Source organism: Neobacillus sp. C211, from assembly GCF_051842875.1.
In the GTDB taxonomy this organism is placed as follows: Bacteria; Bacillota; Bacilli; order Bacillales; family Cytobacillaceae; genus Neobacillus.
The window spans coordinates 13921-31474 of sequence record NZ_JBPXRO010000022.1 but is presented as its reverse complement, the minus strand read 5'-3'; the positions used below and the strand labels follow the sequence as shown (position 1 = coordinate 31474).

Annotated in this window: 16 protein-coding genes and 1 riboswitch; of the genes, 6 read left to right on the top strand and 10 right to left on the bottom strand. The window is 38.1% G+C overall.

From position 1 onward, the window contains the following. Positions 1-50: 50 nt before the first annotated feature. The 5 genes from ACSU6B_RS19305 to ACSU6B_RS19285 all read left to right on the top strand — a co-directional run bounded on the left by ACSU6B_RS19305 (position 51) and on the right by ACSU6B_RS19285 (position 5106). Positions 51-470, top strand: a complete 420-nt coding sequence (locus ACSU6B_RS19305; RefSeq protein WP_410887886.1) for a MarR family winged helix-turn-helix transcriptional regulator — start codon at positions 51-53, stop codon at positions 468-470. A gap of 13 nt (positions 471-483) precedes the next feature. Then, positions 484-1698, top strand: coding sequence for an MFS transporter (locus ACSU6B_RS19300; protein WP_410887769.1), 1215 nt, complete (start codon positions 484-486; stop codon positions 1696-1698). Between the two features lie 92 nt (positions 1699-1790). Further along, positions 1791-1985 carry a hypothetical protein gene (locus ACSU6B_RS19295; RefSeq protein WP_410887767.1) on the top strand — a complete coding sequence of 65 codons (195 nt, stop codon included), beginning with the start codon at positions 1791-1793 and terminating at the stop codon, positions 1983-1985. A gap of 98 nt (positions 1986-2083) precedes the next feature. Further along, a riboswitch (Lysine riboswitch) is annotated at positions 2084-2264 on the top strand. Positions 2265-2394: 130 nt separating this feature from the next. Next, the gene (gene dapA / locus ACSU6B_RS19290) at positions 2395-3282 is read left to right on the top strand and encodes a 4-hydroxy-tetrahydrodipicolinate synthase (protein ID WP_410887884.1); all 888 of its coding nucleotides are present in this window, start codon (positions 2395-2397) and stop codon (positions 3280-3282) included. Between the two features lie 216 nt (positions 3283-3498). Beyond that, positions 3499-5106 (top strand): ribonuclease J, encoded by a 1608-nt coding sequence (locus ACSU6B_RS19285; protein ID WP_374103820.1) that lies wholly within the window; start codon positions 3499-3501, stop codon positions 5104-5106. A 61-nt stretch (positions 5107-5167) separates the two neighbouring features. On the opposite strand, the gene ACSU6B_RS19280 is transcribed toward ACSU6B_RS19285, so the two are convergent. Both ACSU6B_RS19280 and ACSU6B_RS19275 read right to left on the bottom strand, forming a co-directional pair. Continuing rightward, positions 5168-5683, bottom strand: a complete 516-nt coding sequence (locus tag ACSU6B_RS19280) for a response regulator (protein WP_410887765.1) — start codon at positions 5681-5683, stop codon at positions 5168-5170. A gap of 82 nt (positions 5684-5765) precedes the next feature. Next, the gene (locus tag ACSU6B_RS19275) at positions 5766-6797 is read right to left on the bottom strand and encodes a fatty acid desaturase (RefSeq protein WP_214997840.1); all 1032 of its coding nucleotides are present in this window, start codon (positions 6795-6797) and stop codon (positions 5766-5768) included. Between the two features lie 374 nt (positions 6798-7171). On the opposite strand from ACSU6B_RS19275, the gene ACSU6B_RS19270 reads away from it, so the two are divergent. Continuing rightward, positions 7172-8617, top strand: coding sequence for a DEAD/DEAH box helicase (locus tag ACSU6B_RS19270; RefSeq protein ID WP_214997841.1), 1446 nt, complete (start codon positions 7172-7174; stop codon positions 8615-8617). A gap of 169 nt (positions 8618-8786) precedes the next feature. Here the strand turns inward: ACSU6B_RS19270 and ACSU6B_RS19265 are convergent, their stop codons facing one another. The 8 genes from ACSU6B_RS19265 to ACSU6B_RS19230 all read right to left on the bottom strand — a co-directional run bounded on the left by ACSU6B_RS19265 (position 8787) and on the right by ACSU6B_RS19230 (position 17497). Beyond that, positions 8787-9692, bottom strand: a complete 906-nt coding sequence (locus ACSU6B_RS19265) for an NAD-dependent epimerase/dehydratase family protein (protein WP_410887763.1) — start codon at positions 9690-9692, stop codon at positions 8787-8789. 20 nt (positions 9693-9712) lie between these two features. Continuing rightward, positions 9713-10696, bottom strand: coding sequence for a polysaccharide biosynthesis protein (locus tag ACSU6B_RS19260; protein ID WP_410887761.1), 984 nt, complete (start codon positions 10694-10696; stop codon positions 9713-9715). Positions 10697-10715: 19 nt separating this feature from the next. Beyond that, positions 10716-11357 (bottom strand): DUF1796 family putative cysteine peptidase, encoded by a 642-nt coding sequence (locus ACSU6B_RS19255; RefSeq protein WP_410887759.1) that lies wholly within the window; start codon positions 11355-11357, stop codon positions 10716-10718. 158 nt (positions 11358-11515) lie between these two features. After that, positions 11516-12415, bottom strand: coding sequence for a hypothetical protein (locus ACSU6B_RS19250; RefSeq protein WP_410887757.1), 900 nt, complete (start codon positions 12413-12415; stop codon positions 11516-11518). 40 nt (positions 12416-12455) lie between these two features. Beyond that, complete coding sequence (locus ACSU6B_RS19245) at positions 12456-13709, bottom strand: glycosyltransferase family 4 protein (RefSeq protein ID WP_410887755.1); 1254 nt, start codon at positions 13707-13709, stop codon at positions 12456-12458. A 517-nt stretch (positions 13710-14226) separates the two neighbouring features. Further along, entirely contained in the window at positions 14227-15090 is an 864-nt protein-coding gene (locus ACSU6B_RS19240; protein WP_410887753.1) for a sulfite exporter TauE/SafE family protein, read from the bottom strand. A gap of 20 nt (positions 15091-15110) precedes the next feature. Then, positions 15111-16250 carry a sulfate adenylyltransferase gene (gene sat / locus ACSU6B_RS19235; RefSeq protein ID WP_410887751.1) on the bottom strand — a complete coding sequence of 380 codons (1140 nt, stop codon included), beginning with the start codon at positions 16248-16250 and terminating at the stop codon, positions 15111-15113. 20 nt (positions 16251-16270) lie between these two features. Next, positions 16271-17497, bottom strand: a complete 1227-nt coding sequence (locus ACSU6B_RS19230; RefSeq protein ID WP_410887749.1) for a glycosyltransferase family 4 protein — start codon at positions 17495-17497, stop codon at positions 16271-16273. Between the last annotated feature and the right edge of the window lie 57 nt (positions 17498-17554).

Here is a 17554-nt window from a genome sequence, read left to right as displayed (position 1 = left end):
ACCTAAGGTAATCATTACTCTAACTAACCATTTAACAAGGGGTGTTTCAAATAAATACTTCTCAAAAATTTTTCCACCAATTCCTGATGTTGTACCGTCCGTTTGAGAATAAACTAAATTTCCATCTCGCCGAGCATAATCTCCACAGAGCGCAATGGTCCATATTTTACTACTTATTCAATAATGGCCCGGCAACGCTAGTGGAACTCTCTCATTATTTATATGTAGAGAAGCCCACGGTCACCCGTACCATGAACCGCTTGGAAGAATTGGGATATGTCGAGCAGGTTCCGAGCAATGATAAACGTGAAAAAAGAACACAGCTGACAGAGCTTGGGAGAAAAGTATATACGGAAGTCCGTGTGACGATTGATCAGTATGAAACGGACATTTTAAAAGGCATCTCAGAGCATGAACAGCTCGAGGCTATCCGCATTATGGGGGAAATTCGTAAAAATATTATTAAATAAGGGGTTTTAAAAAGTGACTCAACCTAGAGCTAAACTGTGGACAAAGGATTTCACTATTGTTTCTGCGGTCAATTTTTTCGTAACTTTAGTCTTTTATTTATTAATCGTAATCATCGGTGTTTATGCAGTCGATGAATTTGGTGCTTCTACAAGTCAAGCAGGGCTTGTAACAGGAATATTTATTGTCGGGTCTTTAATTGGCCGGTTGTTGATTGGCCGGTTTATTGAGTCAATTGGCCGAAAGAAAACGTTATTCATTGGTGTCATTTTATTTATTTTGACGCTTCTTTTGTATTTTGTGAACTTCGGGATTACCTTCCTGCTTATTACCCGCTTACTCCACGGGATTGCAGGGGGAATGGTCGGGACTGCTACAGGTACGATTGTGGCCCAGATTATCCCGGCTGCTCGAAAAGCGGAAGGGATTGGCTACTTCAGCATGAGTGCAACACTCGCTACCGCTATCGGGCCATTCATCGGACTCTATATGACCCAACATACAGATTTCCAAATGATTTTTATTTTCTCCCTTGCTTTAGGGGTAATTAGTTTGATCACTGCATTCTTTGTTGATGTGCCTGCATTAACTGTATCGGTGAAAACATCTGAAGTAAAAGGATTTAAGCTTTCCAACTATATTGAGCCAAAGGCACTGCCCATCGCTGTCATTACACTGGTAGTAGCTTTTTGTTATTCCAGCGTTCTTTCTTTTATTAACTTCTATGCGATTGAAATCGACTTAGTTAGTACGGCGAGTTTCTTCTTCCTAGTCTATTCTATCGCAGTATTGTTATCACGCCCGATCACAGGCCGCTTAATGGACCTGAAGGGTGCAAACTATATAATGTATCCGGGCTTTGTCCTCTTAGCAGCCGGCTTATTTCTATTAAGTTCAGCAAGTATTAGCATCACTTTATTGGTAGCAGGTGTTCTAATTGGCCTTGGTTTCGGTAACATGCAGTCAAGCACCCAGGCAGTGGCCGTTAAAGTAACTCCTCCGCATCGGATGGGTTTGGCGACATCGACCTTCTTTATCTTTCTTGATGCAGGACTTGGATTCGGTCCATATATCCTTGGATTCATTATTCCATTAACCGGCTTTAGCAGCCTGTATGTAATCTTAGGTATTGTCGCTCTGGCCACCTCAATTCTTTACTATTTTCTGCACGGCAAGAAAGAACGTTCAGGAAGGACGATTATGACTGGACCAACCCCCGACCCTAATTGATTTCAGGTAACCGGCCGATCGAAGGCACGCATAAAACCGGTTTATAGCCAATATGATAAACATAAGAATCCTAATTAAAGGGGTCGGTAGATATGATAATTTTTAATAAAATTGCATTATCATTTGTTGTCTTTTTTTCCTTCAGTATTATCATAAATACTTATTTGGGAGAAAAGGAACGGGTCCAATCTAATGTTATTTACTTTGTTATGAACGGGTTTGCTTATATTGTATCTGCCTTAGAAGTTGAAAAGGATAAACTGAGTTTAGAAACGGTAGAAATATAGTGTGAATTTCAAATAAAGTTCCAATTGCCCTTGAACCAAAAGGAATATTCTGATATATTTACTATCAATTAAATATTTTCTTACTTCATGTTTTTTGAAGTGAGGATAGAGGCGCAAAGACCATTAGTACACAATATGAGGATAATGAGGTCCAATGATGATTGTGAAAAGGGGAATTTGCCGAAGCTTCAATGAATCTCATTGGTCTTGAAGCTGGTTCTGCTATTGAAAAAATACAGAACTGTCATATAGGAAACTATATGGAGGGCTATCTTACGCACGGGAACTTATTTTTCTTATGTTTCTACTGCAACAGCGAACCCTCGTTGTTGCTTTTTTGCGTTAAATTATGAATGGCCTTTACCCACCTCTAAATTTTATAAAAATTTTAATTAAAGGGTGAGAAATGATGAATTTTGGCCAAGTTTTAACCGCAATGGTTACGCCATTTGATCAAAATGGTGAAGTAGATTTTAACGCAACAAGAATACTTGTAGATTATTTAATCGAAAATGGTACCGATGGAATCGTAGTTGCTGGTACAACCGGAGAATCTCCTACATTAACAACGGAAGAAAAAGTGGCATTATTTAAATTGGTTGTCGACGCTGTCAATGGAAGAGTTCCGGTTATCGCTGGAACTGGCTCAAATAACACGAGAGCTTCCATCAGCTTAACAAAGCTGGCTGAAGAAACAGGAGTCGATGGGATTATGCTTGTTGCTCCTTATTACAACAAACCATCCCAAGAAGGCATGTATCAGCACTTCAAAACGATTGCTGAATCTACACCATTACCGATTATGCTTTATAATATCCCCGGCCGAAGTGTGGTCAACCTGTCGGTAGAGACCATTGTTCGACTTTCACAGATTCCAAATATTGTCGCCTTAAAAGAAGCAAGCGGTAACTTAGATGCTATGGCTGAAATTATTAGCCAAGCACCAAGTGATTTTACCCTTTATAGTGGTGATGATGGCTTAGCATTGCCGGTTTTAGCCATTGGTGGAGCTGGAGTGGTTTCCGTTGCTTCCCATGTCATTGGTAATGAAATACAAGAAATGATAAATCATTTTAAAAATGGGAATGTCCAAGATGCAGCTAGTGCCCATCGCCGTCTTCTCCCGATTATGAAAGCATTATTTGCGGCACCAAACCCAGCACCGGTAAAAGCCGCATTGAATATGAATGGAGTGAACGTTGGAGGTCTTCGTCTGCCATTGCTCCCGTTAACCACCGAAGAGCAAAGAATACTACAAGGTGTTCTACCAGCGAGCAATGTTAAAGTATTAATCTAAATACCGATAAGAATAGCTGCCAAACTCCGTAAAAAACCGGGTATTTGGCAGTTTTTTTTTGATCGACAAAAGTTTTACCTCCCTTATCCGATAAAGTAAATCCAAAGGGGCATACTATTCTTATTTACTTGGAATAAGGAGGATATTAACTTGCGAACTAATGATAATAAATTATCTATTTTCGCCTTAGGCGGCATAAATGAAATCGGTAAAAATATGTATGTGGTTCAGTACGCAGATGATATTTTTATCATTGACTGCGGCGGTAAATTTCCAGATGAAAGTTTGTTAGGAATTGATTTGATTATCCCCGATATTACTTACTTGGAAGAAAATCAGGAGAAAATCCGTGCTCTAATTGTGACCCATGGGCACGAAGATCATATTGGCGGTATTCCTTATATCTTAAGAAAATTGAATATCCCTATCTACGCTACCCATTTTACACTTGGTTTAATTGAATTAAAAATTGACGAGCATCGTCTCCATGGAAACACCAAACTCATGACAATTGACTCTAATTCAAAACTTGAGTTTGGAGAAACCACTGTATCTTTTTTCAGAGTAAGTCATAGTGTTCCTGATTGTCTCGGTATTGTCTTTCATACACCTGAGGGTAATGTCGTTCATACCGGGGATTTCAAGTTTGACTTAACGCCCGTGAATAATCAACATTCAGATATTCATAAAATGGCCAATATCGGTCAGCAAGGTGTGTTAGTTTTAATATCTGAAAGTACGAACGCTGAGCGTAAGGGGCTAACACCGTCCGAGCAAATGATTGGTGGCAATTTGGATGAAGCCTTCATGAAAGCTGACGGGAAAATCTTTATCTCCACTTTTGCATCGAATGTTAATCGGGTTCAACAGGTCGTTGCCGCGGCGATAAAGGCCAATCGCAAGATCGCTCTTCTTGGCAGGAGTATGGTAAATGTGGTCTCTGTTGCGATTGAACGTGGTTATTTAACTATTCCCGATGGGATGATCATCGAACCACGTGAAGTCGATCGACTTTCTCCTGAAAAGGTGGTTATCCTTTGTACGGGGAGTCAAGGAGAGCCAATGGCTGCCCTATCTCGTCTAGCGAGCGGAAACTTTCGTGATGTCTCCGTTTATCCCGGAGACACGGTTATCTTAGCCGCATCTCCAATACCAGGAAATGAAAAGGACGTTTCTCGGATCATAGACAATTTATTTCAACTGGGAGCCAAAGTTATCTATGGATCCGGAAGTTCAACCGGTATGCATGTTTCTGGTCATGGCTATCAGGAAGATTTAAAACTGATGCTTACCTTAATGAAGCCGACCTATTTCATTCCGATTCACGGTGAATATCGAATGCTGCACCACCACCGTTTGTTAGCTGAGTCCGTTGGAGTAGAGAAGGGAAATACCTTCATTATCAAAAATGGTGATGTCGTCGATGTTGAAAACCAGGTGGCCCGTCAGACTCGGTCGATTCCAGCCGGAGATACCTATGTGGACGGGATGGGAGTTGGCGATGTCGGGGACATTGTATTACGAGACCGTAAACAGCTTTCTGAGGATGGCATGCTCGTAATTGTGATAACCATTAGTAAAGGTGACCGAAGGATTATATCCGGACCTGACACCATTACACGTGGTTTCGTGTACGCAAGAAATTCGGATGAACTTCTAAAAGAGATTAACCGCCTTGCTAAGAAAACCATTAATGACCTGCAAAGCGAGAATATCCGGCAATGGAATGTAATCAAACAGAACATAAAAAAATCAGTCGGACAATATGTATTCACCCAAACAAAGAGAAAGCCAATGATCCTCCCTATTATTATTGAAATATAAAACAAAAAAATGGTGTCAGGCACCATGTGAAGATTTCACATGGTGCCTGACACCTCATTTTTTATCCTGTTGGTAATTTTATTCTATCTAAGATGGTTGTCAGGTAATTTCTAACTGTGCTAATTTTTGTCTTTCTCTCGGCTAGCGGTTGGAACTCTTCGATGTTCTGTTCGTTTTGGTTTGAGTCTTCATCGATTAGTTCGGGGCAGTATATTCGCAGTCCATTGATGATGCTGCGAATCGATCCTGCTAATTCCTCACTCGGGCTATCCTTCAATAAATACCCGCTTACATCCGCTTGTAAGGCCCTCCCATAATACCCACTCCTGGCAAAGGTAGTTAGGATTATAACCTTACAACCAAATGCCTTTAAAGACTCCGCTGCCTCCAGACCGCTCATTTCAGGCATCTCAATATCCATGATACAAACATCCGGCTGCAACCGGTGCACTAGTGCAAGGGCCTCTTCCCCATTGCTCGCCTGCCCGACTACTTCCATATCCTCTTCCAAATTGAGGAGAGAACCAATTGCCCCTAGTAGCATTTCCTGATCCTCAGCAATAACAATTCGAATCATATAAGTTCCCTCCTTATCTGTCAGCTGTTATGTAAGTAACAACTCCCCTTAAATTAAGGGGAGCAAGCCTTGATTGATCTAGTTAGATTTCAGGTTTAACTTGTACGGAAAACCTCTTTTTAGCTAAAGCTTTGACTTCTCTAAAGCTCACAAAGTTCTTTCTTTCCTCATCCCACAAGCGGAAACGTATTGACTTTAAGCTTGTAGCAAGAGAAATGGTTGGTACGTTTTGTAATGGAGGCGTATTATTATGTGCTTCCTCCAATTTATAGTTAGGCACCCGTGGGCTTAAATGATGAACATGGTGGAAACCAATATTCCCAGTGAGCCATTGCAAAACTTTTGGAAGCTTATAGAAAGAACTACCCTCTACTGCGGCTTTTACATATTCCCACTCTTTGTCCTCTTCAAAATAAGAATCTTCAAAAGTGTGCTGTACGTAAAACAACCAAATACCAGCAGCTCCGGAAATCATAAAAATTGAACCTTGTACTAGTAGAAACGCCTGCCATCCGATTGCCCAACAAAGCAAGGCAATCAAAGCAACGATTAGAACATTCGTTAAATAAGTGTTGTTACGTTCCTTCTGTTTTGCACCTTTGCGGTTAAATCGATTTTTAAGAAGGAACACATAAATCGGACCTAATCCAAGCATGACCAATGGATTACGGTAAAAACGGTAGGCTAGACGAAGTCTAATTGGTGCAGCTAAATATTCATCTACAGTAAGTGTCCAAATATCACCGGTTCCGCGTTTATCCAAGTTACCACTTGTCGCATGATGGACAGAATGCTCATGTCCCCATTGATCAAACGGGAAAACCGTTAACACACCCATCGCAGTTCCAACGATTCGGTTGGCCCGGCGGCTTTTAAAGAAGGAATGATGGGTACAATCATGAAAGATGATGAAAATTCTCGTTAAAAATCCTGCCGCTACCACAATTGGAACTAATGCTAACCAATAGGAAACGGATAGACTTAAATAGGCAAGGTACCACAAGCCAATAAATGGTAGAACCGTGTTAATAATTTGCCATACACTTTCTTTTGTCGTTGATTGTTCAAAGGGAGCAACTTGTTTTTTTAGAGTTTTCGTATTTTGTAAGGTCATTTTATTTGAATTCCCTTCCTTCGTTTCGTTAATAACCAAAGTATAAACGAAGGAATTTGTCCATGTTAGTAGCAGGTGTCATGTACAGGGTATGACAAATGTCACATTTCGATAATTTTTTCATCAAAAAAGTGCCTGACACCAGACGCAGCAGCACTTCTGGGTCATGACACTTTTTTTGATAAAATAAATTTTTCCTTTTCATTGGCCAGAAAATTCGCTTCCCAACTTAAATTAGAGCGAACAGTGCTAGTCACTGTTCGTTTTTTACAGTATATCAAGTATAATGGAGCATATTCAGATTATGCATACGATATTTCTTTGCGAGAAATCCTATAGATAAGCCGGATAATACAAATAAACGAGGTTAATATATGAGCGAAAAAAGTTTTACGGATTATAATTTAAGTGAAGAAATCACAAGAGCACTTGCCATTTTAAAATACGACACTCCTACTGACGTTCAAACCGAAGTCATTCCATTAGCTTTGAATAATCAGGACCTGGTCGTAAAGTCGCAAACTGGCAGCGGCAAGACCGCCTCCTTTGCGATACCTATTTGTGACATGATGGAATGGGAAGAAAGAAAGCCACAGGCCTTAATTCTTACCCCAACTAGAGAGCTTGCAGTACAAGTTCGTGAAGATGTAACCAACATCGGCCGTTTTAAGCGAATTAAAGCGATGGCCGTTTATGGAAAAGAACCCTTTTCGAAGCAAAAAGAAGAATTGCAGCAAAAAACGCATGTCGTGGTTGGTACACCCGGACGTGTCATGGACCATATTGACAGAGAGACCCTCGTTCTTGACGAAATAAAGTATCTTATTATTGATGAAGCGGATGAGATGCTGAATATGGGTTTTATCGACGAAGTGGAAGCCATCATAAAAGAGCTTCCATCAGACAGAGTCACGATGGTATTCTCGGCTACCTTACCAAAGGATGTTGAAAACCTCTGCCATAAATATATGAAAAATCCTGTGAATGTCGAAATTGCTTCTACCGGGATCACAACAGAAACGATCGAACATCTGTTAATTGAAGGAAAAGAAGAAGACAAGCTATCGCTTCTAAAAGATGTGACGGTCGTTGAAAATCCAGACAGCTGTCTTATTTTTTGCCGAACAAAAGAACATGTGGATACCGTATATTCGGAATTGGAAAGCTCCAATTATTCTTGTGAACGACTCCATGGTGGATTGGAACAGCAAGATCGATTTGCGGTTATGGATGGCTTCAAAATGGGGAATTTCCGTTACCTCATCGCAACGGATGTTGCCGCACGAGGAATTGATATTGATAATGTAACCCTGGTCATCAATTATGACGTCCCAATGGAAAAAGAAAGCTATGTCCACCGAACAGGAAGAACGGGCCGTGCGGGTAATGAAGGAAAAGCGATTACGTTCGCCACACCGTATGAAGGAAAATTTGTCCGAGCAATTGAAAGATATATTGGCTTTGAGATCCCTAAAATGGAGGCTCCAAAACCGGCTGAAGTGGCTAGAGCAAAAGAGGCTTTCGAGGAAAAAATCAGCGGGCGACGCGTCGTAAGAAATAATAAAACCGCTCGGATTAACCAAGGCATCACGAAACTCCATTTCAACGGTGGAAAAAAGAAGAAGATGCGCGCGGTTGATTTCGTTGGAACAATCGCAAAAATTCCAGGAGTTACTGCCGATGATATTGGCATTATCACTATTCAGGATCAAATGACCTATGTTGATATTCTTAATGGAAAAGGCTCACTCGTCTTACAGGCGATGGAGAATGCAACGATTAAAGGAAAGAAGTTAAAGGTTAGCAAGGCAATTAAATAATAAATGCTTTATTATGGACGATTATGGGACCATAATTGTCCTTTAGAGTTTTATAAATCCCTGCATGAAAAATTTCATGCAGGGATTTATAAAACAGAATATGAATACTCTATTTAATACCACGGCTTCAACCTGATTTAATCATACGTTTGATTAGTTTTTCCTTTTTTTAACTTTTTTGTCGAAAATAATTAAGAGTATCAATTAAGGAAGAATTAATAGAAAATATTGGATTCCAGCCTAATTGGATTAGTTTTAAAGGTTTTTCTTCAACAACCAGATCATCAACACCATCGGTTAGCGCTCTAACCTCAAAGTCTATATCTGTTAAGTTTTTATATATTTGAATCAATTCCCTAATTGAATGGCTTTTTCCTGAGCATATTTCATAAACTTCCCCTGCAATCCCTTTATTAAAGAGCACTTCATAAGCGCTTATAACATCGCGAACATCTATGAAATCACGTTTAGAATTTAAATTGTTTACTACCAACACTTTGTCTAACATGTTCTTTTCCATTTGAGCAATTTTATTGGCAAAAATGGAATTCACACCATTAGAACTACCTGGTCCTATTATATTAGATGGTTTTGCAATTACGATGTTCATTTTGTACAATTTTACCCAAGCTTGTGAAATTAGTACCTGAAGTGTCTTACTAAGGCTATAGGGATGTGTGAGATTTGATATTTCGTTGGGGCTAGTTTGGAGAGAAGAACCGACCATGACAATTTTACAAGTTGGATTTAGCTGCCGGGCAGCATCAATGATATATAGTGATGATAACAAGTTGGTTTCTAATGTTGTAATCGGGTCATTCCAAGAATCACCAACATGGTTGAGTCCTGCTAAATGTAATAAGAAATCAGGTTTTACTTTTTTTATTAAATGATTCACATCATTCTTATTTGTTAGTTCACAGTATTCTGTTTTTATCCCTTTACATCCATCAAAAGGTCGGTTTCTAGTAACAGCTGTTATGTCATATCCTAATCCGGAAAAATGTTTACATGCATGTTCTCCGGTAAAACCACTTGCCCCAGTAATTAGCAACTTTGGCCTCTGATTCATCATTCTGCCTCCATATGATAAAATTACTGTAAAAATTTTGATTTAATCAACAATTTTTTTATTTCCTCATGGTTCATTAAATCATCATTCGAACTATAAGATGACATATTTATTGGTTGACAGTTTGAGTACAGCTCCCTTACTTCTGAAATGTTTACCTCAGGAAGAACAACCAAATATTCTTGGTTATAAACAACTGTATCCTTTATTTCATGGTCTGATACAAGTACTTCATGCAGTTTCTCTCCTGGTCTTGAACCAGTTTCAATAATATTGACTTCTTTTCCAAAATGCTCAATTAAAACTTCGGCTAAATCAATTATTCTGCATGCTGGCATATTTATGACAAAGATCTCCCCGCCCTTACCATCAGTAGCGGCCTTTAATAAAAGCTTGATTGCATCTTCTTTAGTCAAAAAGAATCGTGTCATCCGTTTATCCGTAATGGTAATTTCATTTTTAATTTTTATTTGATCGATAAATAAATGGAGAACACTTCCGTTTGTTCCGAGAACGTTACCACCTCTTACACAAACAAACTTCGTTTTTGTACTAAATAGATTTGCATGTATAATTAATTTTTCACTTATTGCTTTTGTAAAACCATAGAAATTTGCTGGATCTGCCGCTTTGTCAGTTGATACATTAATCACCTTTTTTACTTCATTAAATATAGCTGCATCAATCACATTTTGAGTGCCAGTAACGTTTGTTTTAAGTGCTTCCTTAGGGAATTCTTCACAAACTGGAACATGCTTCAAGGCCGCAAGGTGGAAAACATAATCGACACCTTTACAAGCCTGGAATAAAGCATCCTTATCCCGTATATCCCCTATCCGATAACTTAACCTAGAGTCTTCAATTTCTCTTCTCATCTTAACTTGACTATCTTCGTTACGGGAAAAAATGATTATTTCTTTGGGATTATAGGTTAATAATTGGAGTGTAAGCTCCTTCCCCCAGGAACCTGTCCCCCCAGTTACTAAAATGACTGCGTCTTTAAACATCTATAAATCCTCCTATTAATTAAGCTTTAATATTAATACCTTTAAAAATGGCTTCCCAGTAATGGTCATTGCCATGCCATTTTTCTTCATTAGGAAGCTCTATGGCACATACATTTTTCACAGGCCAGTCTTTTTCGATTAGGTCTTTGGTATTCGTATGGTTTACAAGAAGAATATGGAATTCATTTTTCACCAATTTCGATAACGCTGACTCAAGTTCCAGCAATTCTTCAAAGGTTCCTTCTGTTCTAATAAACAGGATACGTTTTCCGTTGGAAAGTTTATCTAAGAATCTCTGAATTCTTCGGTCAAATTTGGCTCTTACCTCAGGGTAAGTGACTAAATTAGTAAATGTATTTTTGTCTGCAATAAAATCATGACTTGAAACGATCTGATAGGCCATATCAGTTACAACAATATGGGGTTCGGAGCTGTCTACACCAGTAGCATAGCCTGAAGGTATTAAATTTGGCAGGTCCATATAACCAATGAATCGATTTTTCAATAGACTACTAACGCTAGACAATGATGGGGATGACATCCAGTCCAATGGTCCCGCGAAAGGTCTTAAATTGTTTTGTCTAAGTTGAAGGGCTGCAAGGCACAAATCCCCCAAACTATATATCGCATCGTAAGTTCCTTTTAAATCTTCTAATCTCATAAAAAGTAATCAGCTCCTTACATTAATAAAATATTAAATATTTACCTGTGTTATTAAATGCAAAAATAAAATAAATGATAGGGCTAATACGCTGTATTCAATAAATTTAATCTAAAAAATATAAGACCGTTATCACTTTATAGTGATAACGGACCTTTTTAAGGATTAAATTTTTTCGTGTTTTGATTAATATGTTTTCTAATAAATTTTCTACTTGTTATCTCCATAATTAATGGGTTAGGAAGTCGATAATCAACAGGTACGGTATCTTTAATTTGCTGAAGGACCTGATGATCAACTACGACTTCTGGATTGAATACTTTTGATTCAAACAAAGAATTATATTGGTCGGCTTTCATGGGCTCAAAGATTTGTAGGGTCTTTGGATTAGGTAACTTAAAGTCTTCAGTCAAGACTCCCTTAATTGGTTCCCAAACTTTAGAATCCACAAATATATTTGGTGTAGGAGTATTTGTGGAAAATAATAAATGATACAAATCACTGTTCATTGGTTTGAACGTCATCTCCGCAAATGGGTTGGGAAGTAAATATTTTTCAGGCACAGAATGTTTAATGGTTTTCCAAACCTCTGAATCCACGAATATTTCAGGTGATTTTATAGGTGTTGAAAACATCGAAGAATAGGAATCGGCTTCCATGGATTTATAGGTTCTCTCAATAAAAGGATTGGGCAGTATATAGTTATCAGGAGTAGTATTTACAATAGATTCCCATATTTGAGGATCTACAAATACTTTAGGAGAAGGTACCCTTGTGTGAAAAAGGGAATGATAAACATCGCCTTTAAATTTTTTAAAGGCATTCAATGTGTCTGGATTAGGGAAAACTAATTTTTGGGGAACCGAATCGATAATTTTTTCCCATTCTAGGCTGGAAACAAAAACATTTGGACTTGAGACTGGGATAGAAAACAAAGAATTATATTCATCCGAATTTATTAAAAATATTTTGGAGTTACCATCGAAAGGCTGACTAAATTGCACCGTTTTTTGGGTTCTTGACCAAGTTTTTTGAGACTTTGACCAGATTTTTTTCAACCAAATCTTACAATTGGAGAAACAAACGAGTAGATATTGATTAATTAATAGGTTCAGATGCTCCATTACTCTCGTCCTTCCCACGTTTGGAAATCGCACTCTTATAAATTTCGATTAAATGTTTAACTCCTTTATCTAAAGACCAATGAGTCATACCCCATTTTTTGGCGTTGGCCCCAAGTCTATTTCGATATTTTTCATCTCCAAGCAACAAATTTATTTTTTTGCAAAGGATTTTAATATCTCCTGCAGGAGTAATCAACCCTGTAACTCCATCCTCAACAATTTCTGGCAATCCACCTACATCATTAACAATTATGGCTTTACCAGCAATTTGGGCTTCTATTACAGATAAAGGCTGATTTTCTAGGAGACTAGGCAGAACAAAGATATCTGATTTTGCTAACAAGGATGGAATATCATCTCTTTTTCCAAAAAACAAAATGTCATCTTCCAAACCAAGGTTTTTACTTTGTACTTTTAATTCAGCTTGTTTATCGCCGTTACCAACAATCCAGCATACCCAGTCTTTACGTATTTCTTTTAATTCACCTAAAGCAGATATTAAATGATCGACTCCTTTAAGTTCTACCAACCTGCCCGAATAAATAATTACTTTTTTGTCCTTCGGACGTATTATTGATGATTTTTGCTTCGACCGTTTAATAAAATTCTCAGTATCAAAACCATAATGCAGTACTTTAATTTGTTCATTTGGAACCTGAAATTCATTTGTTAATATATTTTTTAGCCACTCATTTGCAACAATGGTGACTTCTCCAGATGTAGCTCCTAGCCGCTCTAGCTCATCATAATATACTCTAGCCATATACGATGTATTTGATTTATGAATTGTATTCAATTGATACCTTATTTCATGAGCTACAGAACCATGAAGAGTAGCAACCAGAGCTGTTTTTTCAGGCCTAACCCTATCTATGGAGGCAGTTGAGATTACGTCATGTGTATGAATCACATCATATTTTTCCAACCCTAAATAGGCAGCGCTTAACTCATAGACGTATCGGTGAAATTCAGTATATTTTACTAAATCATTTGCATAAATCGCGGGGTAGGTTTTTTCGTTTAGTTTTGCATTTAATAATGGGAGAAGCTTATCGCTATCTACTTTTCGGTTTTCATTTACAATGTAAACAGAAATATTATCCTCATCATAACCAAGCATATCAACCTCATGACCCAATGATTCAAGCTTTTTCCTAAGTTGAACCATATAACTCCATACTCCTCCTACATGTGGAATAGGCCAATAGGTTGCAAGCAGTATTTTCATTTACATCTCTCCTATATCTATTGATATATCATAACAATATGGGAAGATACTCAATATGGTATAGGCCGTTAACTTAGTTTAGTTTTATATTATATATTTTTTATTTAAACGACTTATAAAAACGATGTCCCTTTTTAATAATCCATTATTTTTATTTCAAAGGGAATAAGTGCAAAATGGGCATATGTATTAACTTAATAAAATTTCAACTCGTCTATCTATATCTCATTTTATATATTTTACATATGTTGTATTGAAATATTATAAGGAGGAAATATAATGGGCCTAAAAATTATTAAGCTTGCCGTTACATCTGATAAACCCCTCCCTTAAGACCACTTTTGAGACATAACTTTTCACAAGATGACATTAAATAAATAAATGAATAGGAAATAAAGGCTACTAAAAAAAGCGTTTTAAACACCTTTTGAGTTAGCCTTATTTTTTTCAAAAATATTAGACTATTAAAGTATTTTCCTACGGGTCTTCTGCGTTAGACTTTACCATGATCAGTTATTTATGAAGTTCTTTTGTTATTTCGCACTGTATAGATAATGGCTGATGTCCAACAAATTAATATTAAAGAGTAAATAATAATCATCCATACTTTCATTATTGAAAATGCATTAACTAAAACATGAACATTGGTCAGTATAATAAACCCTCCGACAATGACTCCTAATAAATACGAAGGTAATTTTCTTACTATCCATGCAGCAATGGGTGCTGCAATGACTCCTCCTAACATAAGCGTTAATACCCAAAACCAGTCAACTTCATCCCAACCTATTGAAATGAGAAAGCCTAAAGTGGCTGAAACAGAAACGGCAAACTCACTTGTATCCACAGTACCAATAACTTTCCTGGCTGAAATCCCATTTCTAGATAACAGAATTGGAGTTGTGATTGGTCCCCAACCGCCACCGCCAGTGGCATCTGCAAACCCGGCAACCAACCCTAAGGAAATCGATTGTGTATGGGAAAGTGAAATTGATCTATCCTCGCCAGTATAATTGAACTTAAACATAAAGCGGAAAAGGACATAACCTCCAAGAAATAATAAAAACAAAGAGATATATGGTTTTATTATTTCCCCTGGCAGGTTGCTTAAAAAACAAGCCCCAGCAAATGCACCAATAGAACCTGGTATTATCAATTTAAATACAGCCCGGTGATCAACATTACCAAATTTTATATGGGAAATGCCAGAGGCTGCAGTAGTTACTACTTCTGCCAAGTGTACAGATGAAGATGCAACTACAGGGGTTACTCCAAAGGCTAACAACAATGAAGTTGAAGTAACCCCATAAGCCATTCCTAAAGATCCATCTATAAGCTGCGCTAAGAAGCCGATAAAAGCGAAAATTATGAGTTTTTTCAATTTCTCCTCCTCTCAAAGTGTCAAATCCCTTTTTGTAAACCTCTTATCAATACCTCGATAACCTCTCTTCGGCTAAATGTGCTTGGTGGAAATTCACCATTTCTTAACAACTCTCTTACCGCAGTCCCTGACAGTATGTCGTGATCTTCTGAGGGATGTGGACATGTCTTGGTAGAAGCCATACCTTCACATTTTTTGCAGTAAAAGCTATGCTCGAAGAAGAGAGGGGTGATACCGAGCTCTTCATTTTCAAAGTTACTAAAAATTTTTTGGGCTTCATATGTTCCGTAATATCTTCCCACCCCTGCATGGTCACGGCCAACAATAAAATGGGTACATCCGAAATTCTTGCGTACTAGCGCATGGAAAATCGCTTCACGAGGACCAGCGTATCGCATTGCTGCTGGAAACACTGACAGGAATACCCTGTTTTGAGGGTAATATTTTTCTAATAAAACTTCATAACTTTCCATTCGAATATCGGCAGGAATGTCATCTGCCTTCGTTTCACCAACAAGAGGATTTAAAAAAAGTCCATCGACCGTTTCGAGCGCTGATTTTTGAATGTATTCATGTGCTCTGTGAACGGGATTTCTTGTTTGAAATCCAACTATGGTATTCCATCCATGTTCCTTGAACTTATTTCTTGTTTCTGCGGGATCTAGATGATAAGAAGCGAATTTTCCCTTTTCAGTTTTCCTCACAAGCCGGATTTGACCAGCCGCATAAACAGTAGGTCGTGCAAATAGTTTTTTAACACCTGGATGAGCCAGGTCGCTCGTCTTATAAACTTGCTGAGCCTCTTTCTTCTTGTCAGGAATATATAATTGTTCCAGTTTTAACACGCCATATACAGTCTGATCTTTCACCAATTTTACCCATTCACCTACCATTAGCTGCTCTGCTTTCTCATTGCTTATAGGCAGGGTAATTGGGATGGTCCAAACAGTTCCATCAGCCAGACGCATACAGTTTACAACTGAGTTATAATCTTTTTCATTAAAAAAACCCTTTAGTGGACTATAGGCTCCATTTCCGATTAGTTCCAGATCACTTAAAGCCATATTATCCATTTCAATTTCTTGATTAATAGAATCATAATCAAAAGTTGGATTGAATAACTGTACCAATGTTCCCCCATGTGGAGCAATTTGGCTCATGTATAGCCCTCCAATCATAGTTATTTATGGTCATTTGATGAAATAGCGAGCGTATACAAAACAAGGAAATTTTTCACCATTTTATCCATTGACCATCGATCTTTTGCCCATTCCTTCGCGCGGTTTGCAAACTGTGTCCTGATGTCGGGATTGTCGAGCAGATAATTTATGTGTAAGTATAGTTGATTGCTGTTTCCTGCCGCTGCCACCAATCCATTTTCCCCGTTTATAACCATTTCAGGCAGCCCTGCTGCATCGCTGACAATTACCGAAACACCGCTAAGCTGTGCTTCCATGACAGAATGCGGCTGAGTATCCTGCAGGCCAGGGAGTACAAAAATATCAGATTGGCTAAGAAAATGCGATATGTCATCTGTTAGGCCTAAGAACTTGACTACATTTTCTAGACCCAATCTTTGACATTGGCATTGCAGTTCACCGTTTAAATCTCCTTCACCAAGTATCCAGCACTCCCAATCATTTCTATCCGCCTTTAACAGCGCAAGGGCATCAATAAGGTGGTGTATACCTTTTAAATAAACAAGGCGTCCCATAAAAAGAATAATTTTCTTATCTTCTGCAGGTAACTTTGTTGAAGATGGCTGTAAAAATCCTTCCACATCCATACCATATGGAAATGTAAACAGTTTATCAGGGGAAACTGAAAATTCGTTAATTGCATTATTACGCATCCATTTTGATTGCGTATGGATAAAGTCACTTGATTGGTACCCTAGAAATTCCAGTGTTTTATGGTAGTGGTACTCAAACGAGTCTAGAAGCTGATCCTCTGTTTTATGGGGATACAAGGTCTTTAGAACATAGAAAACTTCCCTTGATAGAAAGCCATGGGCACTGGTTACTAAAGGAGTATTTTTGGGCTTAACTCTACTCATCGCTCGTGCAGCAATTACATCCTGTGCATGAATGAGGTCATATTGGTCAAGTCCATAATACAACGAAGATAATTCCAAGCTGTACCTGTAAACCTCAGTGTGAAAAATCCAGTAGTTTGAATGTAATGTAGGAAATGTTAGAGTGAGGTGTTCATTAATATAGGAAGATAATTGTGAGATTGAGATTTCTGGTTGATGGCCTATTATGCGGTATTTGGTCGTGTCAGGAGTATGGCTAAGTATATCAACTGTATGCCCTAAACGCTCTAAACGATCTTTTAGACGTGATACAAATGTCCAAATCCCTCCTGAATAAGGAAGCGGATAATAAGACACGAGTAAGATTTTCATCTGCAGCCTTCTTTCATCAATATTGTCATCGAAACTTTCTCTGTTTGGAAGGGACCT

What these genes read in the sequence shown, in the direction of transcription:
- ACSU6B_RS19295 (WP_410887767.1), top strand. Translation starts at nt 1,791, where the DNA reads ATGATAATTTTTAATAAAATTGCATTATCATTTGTTGTCTTTTTTTCC.
- dapA (WP_410887884.1), top strand. Translation starts at nt 2,395, where the DNA reads ATGAATTTTGGCCAAGTTTTAACCGCAATGGTTACGCCATTTGATCAA.
- ACSU6B_RS19285 (WP_374103820.1), top strand. Translation starts at nt 3,499, where the DNA reads ATGTATGTGGTTCAGTACGCAGATGATATTTTTATCATTGACTGCGGC.
- ACSU6B_RS19280 (WP_410887765.1), bottom strand. Translation starts at nt 5,683, where the DNA reads ATGATTCGAATTGTTATTGCTGAGGATCAGGAAATGCTACTAGGGGCA.
- ACSU6B_RS19275 (WP_214997840.1), bottom strand. Translation starts at nt 6,797, where the DNA reads ATGACCTTACAAAATACGAAAACTCTAAAAAAACAAGTTGCTCCCTTT.
- ACSU6B_RS19270 (WP_214997841.1), top strand. Translation starts at nt 7,172, where the DNA reads ATGAGCGAAAAAAGTTTTACGGATTATAATTTAAGTGAAGAAATCACA.
- ACSU6B_RS19265 (WP_410887763.1), bottom strand. Translation starts at nt 9,692, where the DNA reads ATGATGAATCAGAGGCCAAAGTTGCTAATTACTGGGGCAAGTGGTTTT.
- ACSU6B_RS19260 (WP_410887761.1), bottom strand. Translation starts at nt 10,696, where the DNA reads ATGTTTAAAGACGCAGTCATTTTAGTAACTGGGGGGACAGGTTCCTGG.
- ACSU6B_RS19255 (WP_410887759.1), bottom strand. Translation starts at nt 11,357, where the DNA reads ATGAGATTAGAAGATTTAAAAGGAACTTACGATGCGATATATAGTTTG.
- ACSU6B_RS19245 (WP_410887755.1), bottom strand. Translation starts at nt 13,709, where the DNA reads ATGAAAATACTGCTTGCAACCTATTGGCCTATTCCACATGTAGGAGGA.
- sat (WP_410887751.1), bottom strand. Translation starts at nt 16,250, where the DNA reads ATGAGCCAAATTGCTCCACATGGGGGAACATTGGTACAGTTATTCAAT.
- ACSU6B_RS19230 (WP_410887749.1), bottom strand. Translation starts at nt 17,497, where the DNA reads ATGAAAATCTTACTCGTGTCTTATTATCCGCTTCCTTATTCAGGAGGG.